The organism is Pseudomonas putida (assembly GCF_028682455.1).
Taxonomy (GTDB): domain Bacteria; phylum Pseudomonadota; class Gammaproteobacteria; order Pseudomonadales; family Pseudomonadaceae; genus Aquipseudomonas; species Aquipseudomonas putida_AA.
The window spans coordinates 1,329,153-1,344,470 of record NZ_JANHLD010000002.1 but is presented as its reverse complement, the minus strand read 5'-3'; the positions used below and the strand labels follow the sequence as shown (position 1 = coordinate 1,344,470).

Here is a 15,318-nt window from a genome sequence, read left to right as displayed (position 1 = left end):
GGCTAGTTTTCTGTTTCGCCGGCTTTCATGCCGAGCAACACGGCGGCGCGGTGCGACTCCCCACGCAGGCATTTCTTCTGCCCGTTGAGGACGGCATACACAGTGGAGGGGGTGAGACCATGTTTGATGGCCCATTCCTTGGCTGAGATGCCTTGTCGCGAAATCAGAGCGCGCGCCTCTTGGCACGCTTGCTCGGTGGGGTAGCTGTTGGGCATAGTCTCGATTCGTGTGATTTCGTGTGATGCTGTGGCGATTATTTCCCTCAAATGAGGGAAAGTCAATTGCCTATGGAGACATTTGTGGGAATAGGCGATCGCCTGAAGGAAGAGCGAGAGCGTCTGGGTCTCAACCAGACCGACTTCGCTGCGCTCGCTGGAGCGTCAAAAAATACCCAGTACAACTACGAGAAGGGCGAACGTAGCCCCGACGCAAATTACCTCTCTGCAGCAGCGGCGCAGGGGGTGGACGTGCTGTACGTGGTGACGGGTGAGCGCAAGGCTCAGGCGCCCGGGAGCCTCTCTGCGGATGAGGCTCAACTGGTCGAGCGCTACCGCCTGATGACCCCAGAGGCTCAAGGCACTATCAATTCCGTCAGCGAGGCGCTGGCGACCTTCAACAAGTAATTGAGCAGGATCGGCGGGCGCCGGCCCTAGCCTCTCAGACGTTCGCAGTCCGGCGGCTGCGACGGTATGGAATCCAAGGAATGAATGGTTTCGGACGTGCTGTAGTGCGCGGCGCTGGTGCGCTGCTGATCGCGCTGTCGATAGGGAATGCGTGTGCAAGTGAGTTCAGCGATAAAGCCGAGCGGGCTTTTTCGTCGATCGATTCGCTAAGCGAAGCGGGGTCAACAGGGAAGGTTTCGCTCAAGGTCCCGACCCGAATGCCCGACTACTACGAATCCGGCGATAAAGCGAACAAGGTCTTCGCTATCGACTCGGTTCGGGTCTTCCGCGATGTGCCAAAGCTTGAGCGGCTCGTGGTCACCATTCCGAGGCAAGACAAGGTGCAGACCTTGGACGTGACAAGGGCTCAAGTCGAGCAGTACTACGGCATCAGCCTAACCGAGCTAGCCGCCAACCCCTCTAGCTGGCGCGAGAGCTTCATTCAGCCCCACGACAACAAGCCGTCGCGTGCTGACTTCGTCAATAAGTTTGTTACAGAAAAATAATGCCACTTTGATATCAAGTGGGCTGGTGGCACGCGGCATCATGCAGAAAATAGGTGACTCCCGAGCGTTTAGTACGGTGCCATGGTGGTGCCGAGCGCTTGAAATGGAGTTTCTATGCTGGATCGCAAGTGCCCAAGTTTGAAGGACCTTATTCGTGTGGTGTGGCTGTTCTGTCGTAGGAATGACGCCCAGCGCCGGCAAATCACGATGATTCTTGAAGCCTTCGAAGCGCAGGACCACTCATAGAGCATTGCAGCCCCGGTCATAGAACCGGGGTTTTTCATTGTGCCATGGCTTGCTGCAGTTTCTTCCACTCCCGATCTGCCGCCTTCTGCGCGGCTTCCTTGCTGTCGTACACCCGCTTGATGCGCTTCGGTTTTGTCGAATCGCCTGCAACGACAGCGGTTTCCTTGCCTGTTGCCTTGTCCCTGTAGAACGCCACTACGCCGGTATAGGCGCCGTCCTTCGCTTCTTCATAAAGCGCATCAACCGTATTCTCGGGCAGTTTGCTTTCCAGCTCCAAGCTGGTGGTAAAACCGCCATCGGCGGTGAGGCTGTGCTGCACATTACCTCCATACCAGACAATCGCGTCTATCTCGCCTTTGATCCCCTGCAAGCTGTAGGTCAGTTCTGGAATGAGATCTGCCCGGCCTTTCGCCAAGTTGTAGCTCAACGTCGCGCTGCCGCGCTGCAGGCGGTTCAGCTCCGATCGTGCAGCCCGCATAGCGGAATCTCGGTCACTGTAGGTGTGCCGCAGGTCCTTGACCTTGTCGCCTCCGCCGGCAATGGCTTCCTGTTTCTTGGTGCTGCCGATGTCGTAGTAATAGGCCTTTACCGCGTCATAGCTGTCGCGGTCGGCCTGCAGGAAACGGTGGCCGTCACCGTCAGCCCTGGTCAGGGTGATATGTGGTAACGCGGTGCCGCCAGGCGTCTTTCCGCCACCAGCTGGCATACAGATCAGGCAGCCTGCCTTCACGGTAATGACAGCATCATGCAGCTCGGCCAGGCGGGTGAGCATGTTTGCATCCGATTCGTTGGCCTGGTCCAGGTGCTGAATGGCTCGCTCAGCTAAGGCCGATGCAATTTTGGTCGTGAGTTCGTTGGCGCCGGCAATGTCTGTCAGCACTTTGCCCAGCGTGGCCGCGCTCCAGCTGCGCTCGCGCTTGTTCTTGAGCGAACCGCGCAGATCTGCCGACCGGGCGCGGATGCTGAGCACGTCGGGAGCTCCACTGTGCTCCGTCTCGTCGACGGTGTATGAGCCTTTATTAACCAGGCCAGTGTCACTCCAGCCGAGCCAAAGTTTGATGATGGCACCGCGTGGCGGAATCTCCAGCATGCCGTCGTGATCACTGAGGGTGATGCTCAGCTGATCCGCCTCCAACCCTCGGTTGTCGGTGAGCTGTATGGACATCAGCCTCGGATTGACGACCTTGGCGATGTCCGTGCCGTTAACCGTGAGGCGAAAGACCGGAACTGAGTTGGCTCCATCCCGGCGCAGGCCATCGCTGGTGTCCCTGATATAGGCGACAAGGTTGTCCTGGTTCACACGAGCGCCCTCAAGATGTTGGATGTGGCTGATACCGTGGTTCCCATCAGGTCGACACGTCCTTCATCCACCCGTTTCAGGGAAAGGCTGAACTCGATGCGCCGCGCGGTTCCGTCCTGAAAGAAAAGGGTGCGTGTTTCGCTGATGCTCGTAATGACATACAGGCCGTACACCCGCCCGGTACCTTCCACCAATGCCCAGGATTTACCGGTATTCGCCATGCCGCGAATCTCGTCCAGGCTCACCAGTGAGCCGGCCAGCTCGGGCAGCAGTGTCCCCGGCAAGGTGATCTCATCCTCGCCGCGGCCGAGGAACTGGCTACCGGGGTGGGCGCCGATGCGAGCATTCGTGGCATGCCGCCACTCTGTTTGGCGCTGCAGCTGCTGGTGGGCCAGCGTGTGCAGGCTGAATACGAACATGCCCAAGGCGAGCATCATGAGGCTTTTACTCCAGGTCGGTCAGGCGGCTGCGCTGGCGGGCGAGTTTCTCCCTATCGCGCCGATCTAGTTCAGCACTCACAGCCCGCGCAATGGCTTGTGGATCCATGCCGGGGCTGGTCGGGATGCTGATGTGGTAGACATCGTGGCTGTCGTAGCTGGTGGGGGCAGCGGCGGCAATTGGTGGCCGGCTATCCACGGTCAGGGCGACCGGCGCCTCTGGTACCAGCTGGTTGGTTGCTGGCTTGGCCAGCGGCCGCTGCGGGAGCGGAAGTGTATTGGCCGCGTTTGCCTGTGGAGCCAACTGCAGGCTGATACCCGCGATCGCACCGATCAGCGACTTACCCAATGCAGCCAGCTGCAGAACAAGCGGAGCATTGCCCTCTGCGCTTGGATCAAGGGGGGCTGGCGGTACGGCAGCTGGCCGGGGTGACTCTGGAATGACCGGTAGAGCAGCAAGCGGCCGAGCGGCGTCCGGCACTGCTGGGGGAACAGCGCGTGGCCGGGTGGCTTCGGGCACGACCGGCTGGGCAAAGCGCGGCCGGACAGCTTCAGGGATGACCGGCAAGGCAGCGCGCTGCTGGGAAACATTTGGGGTGGCCTGCAAAGCAACGGGCGGCCTTGGCTCCGCTGAGGCCTCGGCTTCCAGCACAGGTGCAGCAGCCTTCAAACTGAAGGAACCTGCCTGGGTGAGGTCTTGGCCCATCTTCGCTACAGCGGTTAATGGCTGCTTGGCACCGTCGGTGAGTCCTTGAGCAAGGCCTTCAGTCGTATAGCCGCCCAGCTCCGCGAACACACGCGAGGGACTGTGAATGCCCAGTTTTTCCTTGAACCAACCGATGGTCGACTCGCCGAGGCTGCTGATGGTGTCCTTGACCGCACCGAGACCGGCAGTCAGCCCATTGACAAGGCCGTTGACGAGCATCCCGCCGAACTCGGTAAAGCGTGAGGGCAGATCAACGCCCAGATAGCTCAACACCCCTGCGAAGGCCTGGTAGATCAGGCCAATGGGGCTGAAATTGGCCAGCACGGTGAGTATGCCGCTTATGCCGCCGCTGAAGCCCGCCTTGATCTCCGCCCAGGCGCCGGCAAAGTAGGCCTTCACCTGGTCCCAGTTCTGGTACAGCAGGTAGGCCGCACCGGCCAGGGCGGCGACGGTTGCGGCGATCGCCAGGGCAACCGGATTTGCTGCCAAGCCCCAAAGGGCAATGGAAACGCCGCGAATCGCAGTGAGCAGGCCGCCGGACAGGATGCCGATAAGTCGGCCTACAACGGGCAGCACTGCGCCCCCTTTTACCGCAAACATGGCCATGCCATACCTGGCCAGCGCAAATGGCCCCAGAAGGCTCGCCATCGCTACGGTGAGTGCGCCCATGCCGGCAACCAGGACGGCTACCGCCGCGGCCCCTTTGGCAATGCTCGCAGCCAGCTGGGGATTGGCCTCCATCCAAGCCCGCGCAGTGCCGAGCACTTCAGTTACCGTCTGCACCAGGTCGCGAAGCGCGCCGTTCTGGCCGTCCATGAGCGAGCCAATCAGCGCGCTCCAGGTGCCGGTGAGCTTATCCAGGTCACCGCTCAGGTTGTCTCGGAAGGTCTTGCCCATCTTGTCGGCAGCGCCGGCAATGTCGCCGAGGGCACTTGTACCGCCGGCCAGGGCCTTGAGGAATGCTGGGATCTGGTCGACGGCGAGATCTTCGACCGGCGTGCCGAACAGGGCGATAGCCGCATTTGCTCGCTCGGCTGGGTCTTTGATGCGCAGCAGCGCGTTGGCGGTCTTGGTGAGTGCTTGGCGTGCGTCGGTACCGCCCTTGGCTATCGCAGAGGACATCTTGGTCGCGTTCAATCCGATCGAGGCGTACGCCTCTTTGCTGGTCTTGGACATATCCGAACCACGGATTGAGAACTCCTTGATAGCGTCGCCGGTCTTGTCCAGGGCGAACTTGCCCTGTTTGGCCATGTCCACCAGCAGGCTCATAGCTTCGGACCCGCTGAAGCCCATGCCGCGGAAGTGCGTGGAGTACTCGTGCAGGATTTCGGGGATCTCGCCACGCATCTGCGTCGAGACTTTCTGCAGGCCGGCCGCCACCAGGTCGAATGCCTGGTCGCTGCTGCTGGCCAGTCCGTTTTTCATCAGGATGCCGACCATCTGGATGCTTTCGGCAACGTCCAGGTCCATGATTTTGGAGAGGTCCAGAGCCTTTCGAGCTGCGGTGTCCAGTTCCTTGTCGCCCAGGTTGCCCAGGGCGCCAAGCGTACTCTTCGCGGCCGATACGGCCTCGCCGATCTCATTGATGTCGGTGGCCTGCCCATCCGCGCGGATGTTGCGGATGATCTGGCTGTACTGCTGGCCTCGTGCTGCTGCCTCGCCCGACTGCGCGGCAATTCGAGAGCCCTGGTGGCCAACTTCGAGCTGGGGAGCCACGATTGCCGCACCTGCCACGGCCATACCGGCGCCCGCTGCGATCCCTGCAGCGCCGACCCCGGCAACCTTGCCGGCACGGTCCTGTGCCTTGTCTAAGCGTTCCTTGGCCTGCGCTGCCTTACGCTGGGTGGCCGCTAGTTGCTTGAGCCTGGCTTCCTGCTGCTCGATGGTGTGGTTGGTCTGCGCCATTTCCTGGCGCAGTGCTGCGTTGTGCTGGTTGAGCTTGCGTGTGTCGATCCCCGCTTCGCCCAGGCGGCGCTGCAACCCGCGCAGAGCTTCCTGCTCGTCCCTTTGCTTCTGCTTAAGCTCGTTGGTGGCGCGGATGGCGGCTTGAAACTCTGCCGTCATTTTCTTGGTCGGGGCGTCCACAGCGGACATTTCCCGGCCCATCTGCTTCACCTTCGCGCGTGCAGCGTCGAGTGCCTGCGCCGTCTGGCGAGCCTGGGCGTTTTGCTCCCGCCAAGCGCCCACATCCTTTTGTTGGGCGTTCAACTCCTTTAGGCGGTCACGGGTTGCTTTGAGCGCGCGGGCGGTTTCCTGCCCGCCCTTGTTGATCTGGCGCAGCGGGGCAGTGGCTTTGTCCACGGTGTCCAGCAACAACCTCAGCCGTAGATCATTCGCCATTGCTACCGCTCCTTGCGCGCGCTCGCTCGCGCCAATCCATCAGATCTCGGACGCTCAGCAGATCCATGTCAGCCGGCGCCCAGTGGAAAACCACGGCTAGGTCGGCCATGGCGTCTTCTACGCAACCAGGGATGCGTCCGTCTTCGTCTGCTTCTGCAGCAAAAAACCGGTGACCTTACCGCCCAGGGCGACCAGGTCGGCCGGGTCCAGCTGGGCCACTTCCTGGGCATTCAACTGGCAGATGCGAGGCAGCAGCTTGATGAGGCTGCCGACATCCCAGTTGAGCAGCTCGGCCAGGTGCAGGCCGCGCATCTCGCCAGCGTTCGGCTTACGCAGGGTGACGTGCTCGATGACGGTGTTGCCGCGCTTTACGGGGGTGTCGAGCTGTACGGTGTTTTCGTCCAGGTCGATTTGCTTGGCTTCGACTTCGACGTTTGGTGGGATGTTGTCCATGGGTGCTCCGGGGTACTGGGTTAGATGCCGAGGGCGCGACGCTGCTCGGCGAGCATGTCGACGCCGTTGATGACTTCGATGAAGTTGAGGACATCGATCTCGATGATCACTTCGCCGTTGACGGTGAGCTTGTAGTAGGTGAGGGCGGTGGTAACCGAGTGCTCGGTGTCTTCGCCTGCAGTTGCTTCGCCCATGTCGATGGTTTCGTGGCGGCCGCGGACCACTATTTCGACACTGATGTACTCGGCCGTGTCGTCCTGCTGATAGCTGCCGGTGAAGCGCAGCATCACGCCATCAGCCCTCACGGCGCCGAATTGGCGGAGGACGATCAGATCCAGGCCGCCGAGCTTCCACTCCATCTGCAGGCCATCGTCGGAGAGCCCCAGATCGGCTTTGGCGGAGCCGTTCATGCCGCCGCCACGGTACGTCTCCATCTTCCGGGCAAGAGTTGGCGGGGTGACGGACTTGCATACGCCGAGGTAGCTGTTGCCGTCGTTGAAAAGATTCAGGTTCTTGAGCTTGCGAGGCAGTGCCATAGCAGGGTTCTCCGTCAGCCGTTGATGCTGCTGGCGAAGTTCGCCAGGTAGCGGTCAGTGATGCGCTGGCGCAGCGTGAGGTCTTCCAGCGGCGGCACAGGCGTGTAGTCGTAGTCGATGTAGAGCTTGCCGGCCTTGAGCGTGGTAGCGGTGTTTGCCTCCTCGTCGTACCAGGCGCTGCCGCCGATCAGATAGCCCCCGGCGACCATTTCCCGGAACTTGGCGTTAATGCCCTCCAGGATGTCGCGCACTAGGGAGCTGTGCATGGGTTTGTCCATCGCCCACAGATGCGCCTCGGCGATGGTGTCGGCCAGCACCTGGGCGGTGCGCGTGTAGTTCTCGAAGGCGAACAGAGGATCGTCGGTGCAGGTACGGCTGCCCCAGAAGCGGAAGCCGCTCTCGTTGATGAGGGTGGTTACCTCGTTGCTGTTCAGGTAGTTCGCATCGGTGGATGGGCTCTGCAGGTCCCAGAAGACATCGGCAGACAGGCCGGTGACGCCTTCAACCGGGATGTTGGACAGGGTTTTGTGCCAGCCAATCTCTTGGTCCAGCTTGGCGCGCAGGCCCAGGGCACGGGCCACGGCTGGGGCTACAACGGTGGCGTTGTCCGTAGTGCTCCAGGCATTGAAGTCGGGCCAGATGACCATGACTTCACGGGCGCCGAAGTTCTCCCGGTAGGCGGTGGCTTCTTCCTTGGTGCTGCAGCCGTTGGCGCTGACGTACGCGAACGCGCGCAGCTGCTGCGCCAGGGCTACTAGCGCGGTGGCTACCGGCTGGGTGTCGAGGCCTGGCGCGCCAAGGATGCGAGGTTTCACCTGCAACTGGGACTGCGCCGCCAGCATGGCTTTCATGCCGGTGTATTTGCCCTGGGCATTGGTGGTGCCGATGACGTTGCTGTTGGTTTCGGCCTCGCTGGTGCCTTCGGCTATGCGAACTACGATGGTGAGCGCTTTGGTCTGGTCAGCGATCGCCTGGAGGCTCGCGGCCAGAGTGCCCTTGGTACCGGCCTTGCCGACAGCGCTTTGGACGTTGGTGATGAGAACTGGGGTGTTCAGCGGGAAAACGGTGGCGTCGGCGTCTTCTGCGGTGCAGACCATGCCGACTACAGCGGTGGAAACGGTGCGAATTGGGCGGGTGCCCTCGTTGATTTCGAGGACCCGTACTCCGTGATGATATTCGTCAGCCATGATGGCGGCTCCTACGCGGGATCGCGGTTCAGTGAGCCGTTAAGGTGACTCACGCGCGGGTGTGTAGCGATGAGCGAGTCCTGTAGCTTGAGGGCCTACAATTCCTTGGCCCACTGCTACGATGCGGGTCGTTTATCCACGAACGGGACGAATCAATATGCTCAAAGCTCTTATGGACGACAACGAAGCCACGCTGTTGGCGCAATATAGAATTCCCGCCAATGCGGGACATATGCTACACCGAGGTAATCCACGTGAAGATTTCATACAAATTTTTTTAGAGTCACATCTAAGCTCCAATGTGGCTATTGGAACTGGCGAGATAATAGACGCTTATTCAAAGCCAAGGGGGCAAAGGAATCAGTACGATATTGTTATTTATAGGAAGAATTTCCCCAAGCTTGTATTTGGCGGCCGAACACACGGATTTCTGGCGGAGTCAGTAGTTGCTACGATCGAGGTTAAGTCGATTCTGGATCAGGCGGCTATGGATCAAGCAGTTGAAGCTGCGTACAAAGCGAAGCAGTTGGAGCGGAATTTCATCCAATTATACCGTATCGGGTGGACTCCTTTGATGATCGCGAATTACGTAGTTTCTTATACAGGTCCGGCAAAAATGGAAACTGTATATGGTTGGATGGAAAAATCTTACAAGAAGTATGGAATTCCGTTCCCTGTTTTTAACGGTGAAAACCGAAATGTTCCAGGAACAGCGCTTGATGGTATTTTTGTGCTGGGCAAAGGATTTATACGGCTTGAGAATACGCCGGGTGGGCTGAGAATCCCACCGGACTGCATGAACGCTGCGCATTCTATATGCGACGTTGAGTCTGGATCATTGCTTGCACTGTTTGTCTCGCTTCAGGAACAGTGCAGTCATTTGGATGGAGTTATTCCGCATATAACGCCATATCTTGCGAATGTGCCAATGCAAGCGAAATTTATTTAGTTTTAGATGCCCTCTCAGTGCAGTGAGGGCATCATTCTTCAAAGCGACGTTGCCGTTAAGCTTCGGAAAAGTTAACTGCGTCAGTGACAGATAGTTTGATTTTGGATATGGCTTTGTCTGCTTCTATTTCTGCTTGTTCATGAGAGTCTGCCCTAGCTACTGCATGCTTACCCTTTAAGCGAGCGTCGCGAATGGAATAGAGCGCTGCGCTCCACGCATCAGCCTTCGCGATGATGCTATCGGTCGCTGCTTGGGGTTCAAGACCGGCAGCCTCAGCCCACGACTTAACAGACGGCGGCATTTCGCCGGAATAGCTGACAGCTGCGAAATTCTTTGCCTCAGAAGCAGCACATTCGTACTCCAACGCACGCAGGGGATCACCGAGTACGACAACACGCGCAGCATCCGCAGCCTCGTCAATTTGCTGCGCGGCCACCACCAGCGCCGCCGCCAAGGGCAGTTTCGAGTACGCGTAGCCGATATAGCTCATGCCGTTCAGGTCGACATTCAGATTCAGGGTTTTCATCAGGGCGGGTCCTTAAATGGCGCTGAGGTTGGTCAGAACGTAGTTCAGAGTTTTCGGGTCGGTCCCGGCCGGCGTGCCAACGTTCGACAGGTAGTGGCCCAGCATCGCGGTTGGAATGGTCCCGCCCGACACACTCAAGATGGCCGAGGACGCAGAAAGGCCGATCAATGCGCCGTAGAAATCAGACGCCATGGTGATTACGGGTGCCTGCAGTACCAGCGAGACATACGGCGGCAAGTTACTGCCCGAGTTGGTGCGAACAAACGAGTTGGAGCGGGTGACGTTGGGCGCGGGAACCTGCCCAGCTGGTGACGGGAGAACAATTTCACTGCCGCGGATTTCGACCGTATAGCCAACCGAGGACGCACTAAATCCGCCCAAGACCGTAGCAGTCACGCCCTGACCATCTACGGTTTGGTAGTACTTGGGGTACAGCTTGCGCGTGGCGCCGTTGCCGTTGAGCACCAGGTAGCCAACTGTCAGTGCAGTTGTGTCGTTGAAGTTGTAGTCAGAAAGCAAATTGACGAAGCAAATGCCGTTGGCTGGGGTACTGGCCATTGCCTTGCCGACAGTCTTGAACGGCGCGGCAGCAGAGCCGTCGTTCGTATCCAGACCGCTCACCTGGTCGACATACCATGTTCTGTTCATGGCCGGAACCGCTGCAATTGCAGCGGCCACAGATGCGTCGATCCCGGCCTTGCGGGTTTTGAAGTAGTCGATCAGCGAAGTAGCTTGCGTGACCAGGTTGCCAACATCAGATTCGAGACTCATAGGGCTTTAGGCTCCGTAGATATTTTGTACAACTAGGGTTTGCAGGGCGATCACCGCCGCCGCGTTGGATACAGCTACGCCTAGCAAGGCGTCGCGGTCTGTGTCTTGGCGCTTCTCGACAGCGGCCACGCGTAACAGCAAGTTGCTCAGCACTTCACCGGCAATGCGCTGCTTTTCGATTTGCAGGTCCACCTGGTCTTGCTGTTGCAGGTTGCGCAGTTGCTCCGCGATTAACGACGCTGCCTGGGCCGCCAGCGGTGCTGCGAGGCTCAGGCTTAGCCCGGCTTCATTGCTGATGATGGTCACGCTGTTGGCTGGCAACGCGGCGAGGGATAGGTCATAGGCAAGCAGCAGATCGGTACTGGCCGACTTGTAAGCCAAGGCCTCTGTTGGGTGAGACCACACGGCCAGGAGGGTGCCGTCGCTCAGTAGGAAGCCGATTTCCCGAACCCAGAAGGCCCGCTCTCCGTCAGCCACCGCAGTGAGGTGGAGTTGAGTGCTACTGAGGCGCTCACCGCCGGCAATCGGATATTTGGCAGTTTGTGCTACCAGGCTTTTTTGCTCAGCGTTGGGGGTGTATGCAGAAGTTCCCAGCGCAATGTGAGTGATCTGTGCGGCGATACCTGTGTTGTCGGCTCGCAGGATCGCGGCTAGGCCGGCCTTGGTTATTACTGGTTGTAGGGCAACGCTCATAGAACGGCCTCCATGGTGGCTCGCACGATTACTCGGGTTCTGGACGCACTTGCGACCTGGACTCCCGACTCGGCATTGATGGAAACGCCCTGCGCTTCTGCGAAAACTCGCGAAACGCTGAGCGACCTAGTTGCGCTGGCCACCTGCAGAACCTGGTTTGCAGGGTCGACAGGCACGGCCTGAGCGTCTACGTAACGGCGCTGTAGTGTTCTGCCGCGGGTGGAGTTGCCCAGCCTGATTCCGCCATCGAACTGAGCACCAAGGCGAAACTCGTAATGGCTGCGCTCGTTCTTGGTGGCGTCGACCAAGGCGCGGAGACGGGCGCCGAGCAGGGGTGAAATGATCGATCCTTCACCCTCACGGTTCTGGTTAGCCCAAGCGGTCAACTGAAACGTGTACGGCACGCCGTCCGGGATCTGGTGCCAATCCTTGAACTCGGCATTGACCTTCACTGCGGACAGCACTCGGCGAATGGCGCCCACGGTGCCCTTGGTCTTGTGCACGGGAATGGCTTCGCGGATTAGAGCGCGCTGCTGCTCGTCGGTCTCGGCGGCTTCCCATCCTTCAACCTTCATGGCCCAGGCAAGCCAGGGCAGGAAATCGGGTGGGCAGCGGGTTGAGTCGGCAATCCCGCGGATTACGTCAGGATCGATCCCGAAGTCGCAGGCAGCCGCGAGGATCCGCTCCAGGCGGGTCGAATTGATCGGTAGCAGGCTCAAGCGAACACCTCAGTGCTCAGCTTGATAGCCGTGCAGTTGGGGTAGTGCCTCTTGTCGGTCGTGAGGTCGCCAGTGGGCTTGGCCAAGCGGACGCGTTTTACGCCCGCAGTGTGCAGAGCGGCGTACACGCCCGAGATAGACAGCTCACCCTCCAGCTGCCTGGCGTCAGCAATGGCCGCGTCGAGCTTTGCCTTTGCTGTGGCCAGTACGACAGTCGGGTCCGGCCCGGACTCAAGTTCGAGCACGGCCTCAATGGTGTAGTCGGTCGCCTGGCCCAGCTGGCTTCTCGGCCGATCGGTGACCGGGCGCACATCCTCAGCAGAGAGAGCCTTCTGCACCAGGTTCACCAGCTCCGCGCCGGGAGTCTGGCTGTTGACGGCCGGCAGAACCGCGAGCGAGACATCTCCAGGTAGCGGATCGGTGAGCCCGGCGGGGTAATCGCATACCAGGACAATGGCACCGGCCGGTAACTGGGCTTTCAGGGCAGCGCTCACGGCAACAGCCGAGAAGGTCGGGGAGTCGACCGATACACCAGCAATGCTGGCGGAGGCGCTCAGCCCATGGAATTCATATGCTCCGCGGCTACCAGCGACGGACAAGCCTTCCAGCGACAACCGCGTGCGATAGCGCAACGCTTCGTCATCCTCCATCACCGCCGGCACGGGTGGGATGGTGTCAGGCTGGGCTGGGGTGACGGTTAGGCGCTTCACGCCGTAATCAGCTGCCCGGTTGTCCAGATCAGCCACGGTTGCGTAGGCGAGCAGACTGGCCTTGGCCGCGTCGTTTACGCGCTGGCGCAGCACCAGTTCACGGTAAGCGCTTTCCTCCAGGATCTTGGTCATCGGGTCGGACTCAAGCGCCAGGCGTGCAGCAATGGCTGCCTGTTCCTCGGTCGGGTAGTAGCTGAGCAGGGTTGCCTTGCGCTCTTCGAGAATGGCCTCGAAGTCGAGCATTTCGACGATGTCCGGAGCGGGCAGCAAGCTCAAGTCGATCATGCGAGTGGCGGTCATAGCGCGGCTCCCAGCTGAACCTGTGAGCGAATGCTCAGAGGGGCATTTGTGTCGTTGTGCTTCGCTTCGATTTCCAGGGTCGCGGCACCCGACAAGGAGTCGACATCGAGGCGGACCATTGCCAGCGTGATGCGAGGCTCCCATTGCATGATTGCTGCAGCAGATGCGGCGTACAGGCGCAGGCGATTGGCCGGGTTCAATGGCTGATCAATCAGATCAGGGATCAAGCTGCCGTAGTCACGGCGCATAACCCGGCTGCCGATGCGCGTGCTGAGGATGTCGACCAGGGACTGGGCGATGTGGTCTTCATCGGCGATGGTTTCTCCCGTATGGCGGTTCATTTCACTGGCTTCCCAGTTTTGGCCGGGCCGGACATCACACCGTCGTGCAGGTGATTGACCAAACTGACGCCATCGGCGATGACATCCTCAGTGACGGTTACCTTGCCGGTAACGTGCTGGTTGCCGGTCTGGGTGTAGTTTCCTTGGTGGGTGATGTCGCCGACGATGCGGATGCCGCCGTCGCTGATCAGTTCGGTGGTACCACCAGCTGGAAGCACGGCGCGCAAGAAATGGGCGACGCTGTCGTACTCCACGACCGCCCCATCCGCATAGGTCCGGCGGTGAAGACCGGCGCGGTCGCCGTTGGCGGGGATCTGGTCGCTGAATAGGCCGGTGATCGCCACGCCATTGGTCAACTGGCCGCTGGGAGACAGCAGAATGACCTGCTCGCCTTGGGTAGGTGGGTCCCACTCCTGGTCGGCGCCGGCACGCAGCGCGAGCCAGGGCAGCCAGGTCGTCAGCAGTTCGCCAGTGCTCACGCGAACACGGGGCGGCACATGCTGCACCTCGGCAATCGTGCCAAGGCGGACCAGATTTTCGAGTAGGCGGTTGATTTCGGCGGTGCTGTTCATGGCGCGATGGTCGCGCCGCGCACGCGTGAACGCAGCAGGCGACCCTTGTAGCGCCCGGTTTTACAGGCTGAGGTGGGCGAGAGTGGCGAATTTCAGCGCGTCCAGGTCGGTACCGCTAACCCCGAGCAGCTGGCGTTGCTCGTACTGGGCTACAGGTCCGCGGGGGGCGATCCGGTCACGCAAACCATACTGATGGACACGGGCGATGCGCCCGACACGGCCAGCAAAGCCGACACTTACGCCGCGCGCGTCGCCGCTGGCCTTCAGGAAGCTGGACTTGCGCAGCTTCAGAAACATCCGGGCCTTACCTCTCACGCGGCCTTGCTTCTCGCGCAGCTTGTGGGGACGCCTGGGGGCGAACGGGGTCCCGCCAGGGTTGCGCTGGTTGGCGATCCGCTGTTGCTGGTTGCGGCGCAGCTGCTGAGCCAAGGACTTGGCCAATTTCGCTCGGCCTGCGGGCTCCAGCTGCTGCAGCAGAGGTCCGGCAAAGTCTTCGAGGTCGCGCAGGTCAGCCATGAGTCGGGCGCCGTGGGTGAGTTGCGGCCAGGGCCATGGTGTCCGGTGGTGCAGGCGGCTGCCATTGGGCAACCAGTTCATCACCGGCGTACACGGTTATCGGGCCGTGCTCTACGAAAGGCTCGTAGGGCTGGTCCGGTGCGTGGGCTACCTGGAACTTGCCGTCATCCTGTCGCTTGACGACAACCCGCTCAGTCAGGGCCAGGGTGATGCTCATATCGACCTTGGAGTTGTCCAGGATGTCGGCCTCGAACTTGATGCCGTCGGCGGATTTTTCCAGATTGACCATCAGCTCGGCCTGGTGAGTCCTGATCCAGCCGAGAAGGGGCAGCATCACACTATCGGGGTGGCCGGCGAAGTCGGTCAGGATGATCTGCAGTGTGTAAGCGTACTCAAACGAGAGGCTCGCAGCCGCGGTGCAACGCACTTTTCCGGCATCAACGAACATGAGCAGCCGGTCGGGGTTGGGCTTCAGTCCTGGAACGGCAGCGAGCAGGTGCTCGCGAAGGCTATTGGGCTTGTCCATGGTTCACCTGGTGCTGATAAACGAGGTCGACTTGGGCTGCGCACTCGGCCCAGGCCAGCTCAGTTCGTTCTTGGTCAGTCAGTAGCTGGCCGTTGCTGGTCGGGCTTGTCGCCTGCAAGGTGCAAGGCACCACTACCGGACAACCACTCACGGTAAGCGTCGGCGCCGATGATGGCCGGTCTTTCGCGCAGCCGGCGAGCAGCATCAGGCAGAGGGCGATCAGCCCACTCCTGCAGTTCCTTGATTTCATGCTTGAGGTCCTCGATCTGGCGCTCGCGCTGTGCCATGCCTGTGCGCAGCTCGCCCTGGAGCATGAGCAGCT

General features: G+C 60.4%; 21 protein-coding genes. 3 read left to right on the top strand and 18 right to left on the bottom strand.

Annotated features, from left to right (window positions below; all coding sequences use genetic code 11):
• Nucleotides 1-2: 2 nt before the first annotated feature.
• Nucleotides 3-215, bottom strand: a complete 213-nt coding sequence (locus NPS58_RS16730; RefSeq protein ID WP_274116463.1) for a DNA-binding protein — start codon at nt 213-215, stop codon at nt 3-5.
• A gap of 84 nt (nt 216-299) precedes the next feature.
• On the opposite strand from NPS58_RS16730, the gene NPS58_RS16725 reads away from it, so the two are divergent.
• Both NPS58_RS16725 and NPS58_RS16720 read left to right on the top strand, forming a co-directional pair.
• Nucleotides 300-623, top strand: a complete 324-nt coding sequence (locus NPS58_RS16725; RefSeq protein ID WP_274116462.1) for a helix-turn-helix domain-containing protein — start codon at nt 300-302, stop codon at nt 621-623.
• A gap of 80 nt (nt 624-703) precedes the next feature.
• Entirely contained in the window at nt 704-1,168 is a 465-nt protein-coding gene (locus NPS58_RS16720; protein ID WP_274116461.1) for a hypothetical protein, read from the top strand.
• Nucleotides 1,169-1,448: 280 nt separating this feature from the next.
• Here the strand turns inward: NPS58_RS16720 and NPS58_RS16715 are convergent, their stop codons facing one another.
• Genes NPS58_RS16715 through NPS58_RS16685 form a run of 7 tightly spaced genes read right to left on the bottom strand, consistent with a single transcriptional unit; the run spans nt 1,449 to nt 8,373 of the window.
• A complete protein-coding gene (locus NPS58_RS16715) occupies nt 1,449-2,714 on the bottom strand; it encodes a phage late control D family protein (RefSeq protein WP_274116460.1) in 1,266 nt (421 codons plus the stop codon).
• Nucleotides 2,711-3,151: a phage tail protein gene (locus NPS58_RS16710; protein ID WP_274116459.1), complete on the bottom strand. Its 441-nt coding sequence runs from the start codon at nt 3,149-3,151 to the stop codon at nt 2,711-2,713. Before NPS58_RS16710 ends, NPS58_RS16715 begins: the two co-directional genes overlap by 4 nt.
• 7 nt (nt 3,152-3,158) lie before the next feature.
• Nucleotides 3,159-6,197: a phage tail tape measure protein gene (locus NPS58_RS16705; RefSeq protein ID WP_274116458.1), complete on the bottom strand. Its 3,039-nt coding sequence runs from the start codon at nt 6,195-6,197 to the stop codon at nt 3,159-3,161.
• Entirely contained in the window at nt 6,187-6,306 is a 120-nt protein-coding gene (locus NPS58_RS16700) for a GpE family phage tail protein (protein WP_274116457.1), read from the bottom strand. Before NPS58_RS16700 ends, NPS58_RS16705 begins: the two co-directional genes overlap by 11 nt.
• A gap of 8 nt (nt 6,307-6,314) precedes the next feature.
• Entirely contained in the window at nt 6,315-6,650 is a 336-nt protein-coding gene (locus tag NPS58_RS16695) for a phage tail assembly protein (protein ID WP_274116456.1), read from the bottom strand.
• Between the two features lie 20 nt (nt 6,651-6,670).
• Nucleotides 6,671-7,186, bottom strand: coding sequence for a phage major tail tube protein (locus NPS58_RS16690; protein ID WP_274116455.1), 516 nt, complete (start codon nt 7,184-7,186; stop codon nt 6,671-6,673).
• A gap of 14 nt (nt 7,187-7,200) precedes the next feature.
• Nucleotides 7,201-8,373 (bottom strand): phage tail sheath protein, encoded by a 1,173-nt coding sequence (locus NPS58_RS16685; protein ID WP_274116454.1) that lies wholly within the window; start codon nt 8,371-8,373, stop codon nt 7,201-7,203.
• A 157-nt stretch (nt 8,374-8,530) separates the two neighbouring features.
• On the opposite strand from NPS58_RS16685, the gene NPS58_RS16680 reads away from it, so the two are divergent.
• On the top strand, nt 8,531-9,322 hold the full coding sequence (locus NPS58_RS16680; protein ID WP_274116453.1) for a DUF6602 domain-containing protein: 792 nt from the start codon (nt 8,531-8,533) through the stop codon (nt 9,320-9,322).
• A 55-nt stretch (nt 9,323-9,377) separates the two neighbouring features.
• Here the strand turns inward: NPS58_RS16680 and NPS58_RS16675 are convergent, their stop codons facing one another.
• Genes NPS58_RS16675 through lysC form a run of 10 tightly spaced genes read right to left on the bottom strand, consistent with a single transcriptional unit; the run spans nt 9,378 to nt 15,246 of the window.
• On the bottom strand, nt 9,378-9,848 hold the full coding sequence (locus NPS58_RS16675) for a hypothetical protein (protein WP_274116452.1): 471 nt from the start codon (nt 9,846-9,848) through the stop codon (nt 9,378-9,380).
• A gap of 12 nt (nt 9,849-9,860) precedes the next feature.
• Nucleotides 9,861-10,619 carry a hypothetical protein gene (locus tag NPS58_RS16670; RefSeq protein ID WP_274116451.1) on the bottom strand — a complete coding sequence of 253 codons (759 nt, stop codon included), beginning with the start codon at nt 10,617-10,619 and terminating at the stop codon, nt 9,861-9,863.
• A gap of 6 nt (nt 10,620-10,625) precedes the next feature.
• Nucleotides 10,626-11,312: a phage tail protein gene (locus tag NPS58_RS16665; protein ID WP_274116450.1), complete on the bottom strand. Its 687-nt coding sequence runs from the start codon at nt 11,310-11,312 to the stop codon at nt 10,626-10,628.
• Nucleotides 11,309-12,031 carry a phage tail protein I gene (locus tag NPS58_RS16660; RefSeq protein ID WP_274116449.1) on the bottom strand — a complete coding sequence of 241 codons (723 nt, stop codon included), beginning with the start codon at nt 12,029-12,031 and terminating at the stop codon, nt 11,309-11,311. The genes NPS58_RS16665 and NPS58_RS16660 overlap by 4 nt, the downstream gene beginning before the upstream one ends.
• Nucleotides 12,028-13,041, bottom strand: a complete 1,014-nt coding sequence (locus NPS58_RS16655; RefSeq protein ID WP_425313075.1) for a baseplate assembly protein — start codon at nt 13,039-13,041, stop codon at nt 12,028-12,030. The genes NPS58_RS16660 and NPS58_RS16655 overlap by 4 nt, the downstream gene beginning before the upstream one ends.
• Complete coding sequence (locus tag NPS58_RS16650; RefSeq protein ID WP_274116448.1) at nt 13,038-13,382, bottom strand: GPW/gp25 family protein; 345 nt, start codon at nt 13,380-13,382, stop codon at nt 13,038-13,040. The genes NPS58_RS16655 and NPS58_RS16650 overlap by 4 nt, the downstream gene beginning before the upstream one ends.
• Nucleotides 13,379-13,954 (bottom strand): phage baseplate assembly protein V, encoded by a 576-nt coding sequence (locus NPS58_RS16645; RefSeq protein WP_274116447.1) that lies wholly within the window; start codon nt 13,952-13,954, stop codon nt 13,379-13,381. Before NPS58_RS16645 ends, NPS58_RS16650 begins: the two co-directional genes overlap by 4 nt.
• Before the next feature lie 60 nt (nt 13,955-14,014).
• A complete protein-coding gene (locus NPS58_RS16640; protein WP_274116446.1) occupies nt 14,015-14,470 on the bottom strand; it encodes a phage virion morphogenesis protein in 456 nt (151 codons plus the stop codon).
• Nucleotides 14,463-14,996 carry a phage tail protein gene (locus NPS58_RS16635; RefSeq protein WP_274116445.1) on the bottom strand — a complete coding sequence of 178 codons (534 nt, stop codon included), beginning with the start codon at nt 14,994-14,996 and terminating at the stop codon, nt 14,463-14,465. The genes NPS58_RS16640 and NPS58_RS16635 overlap by 8 nt, the downstream gene beginning before the upstream one ends.
• Complete coding sequence (gene lysC / locus NPS58_RS16630; RefSeq protein WP_337994264.1) at nt 14,980-15,246, bottom strand: Rz1-like lysis system protein LysC; 267 nt, start codon at nt 15,244-15,246, stop codon at nt 14,980-14,982. Before lysC ends, NPS58_RS16635 begins: the two co-directional genes overlap by 17 nt.
• Between the last annotated feature and the right edge of the window lie 72 nt (nt 15,247-15,318).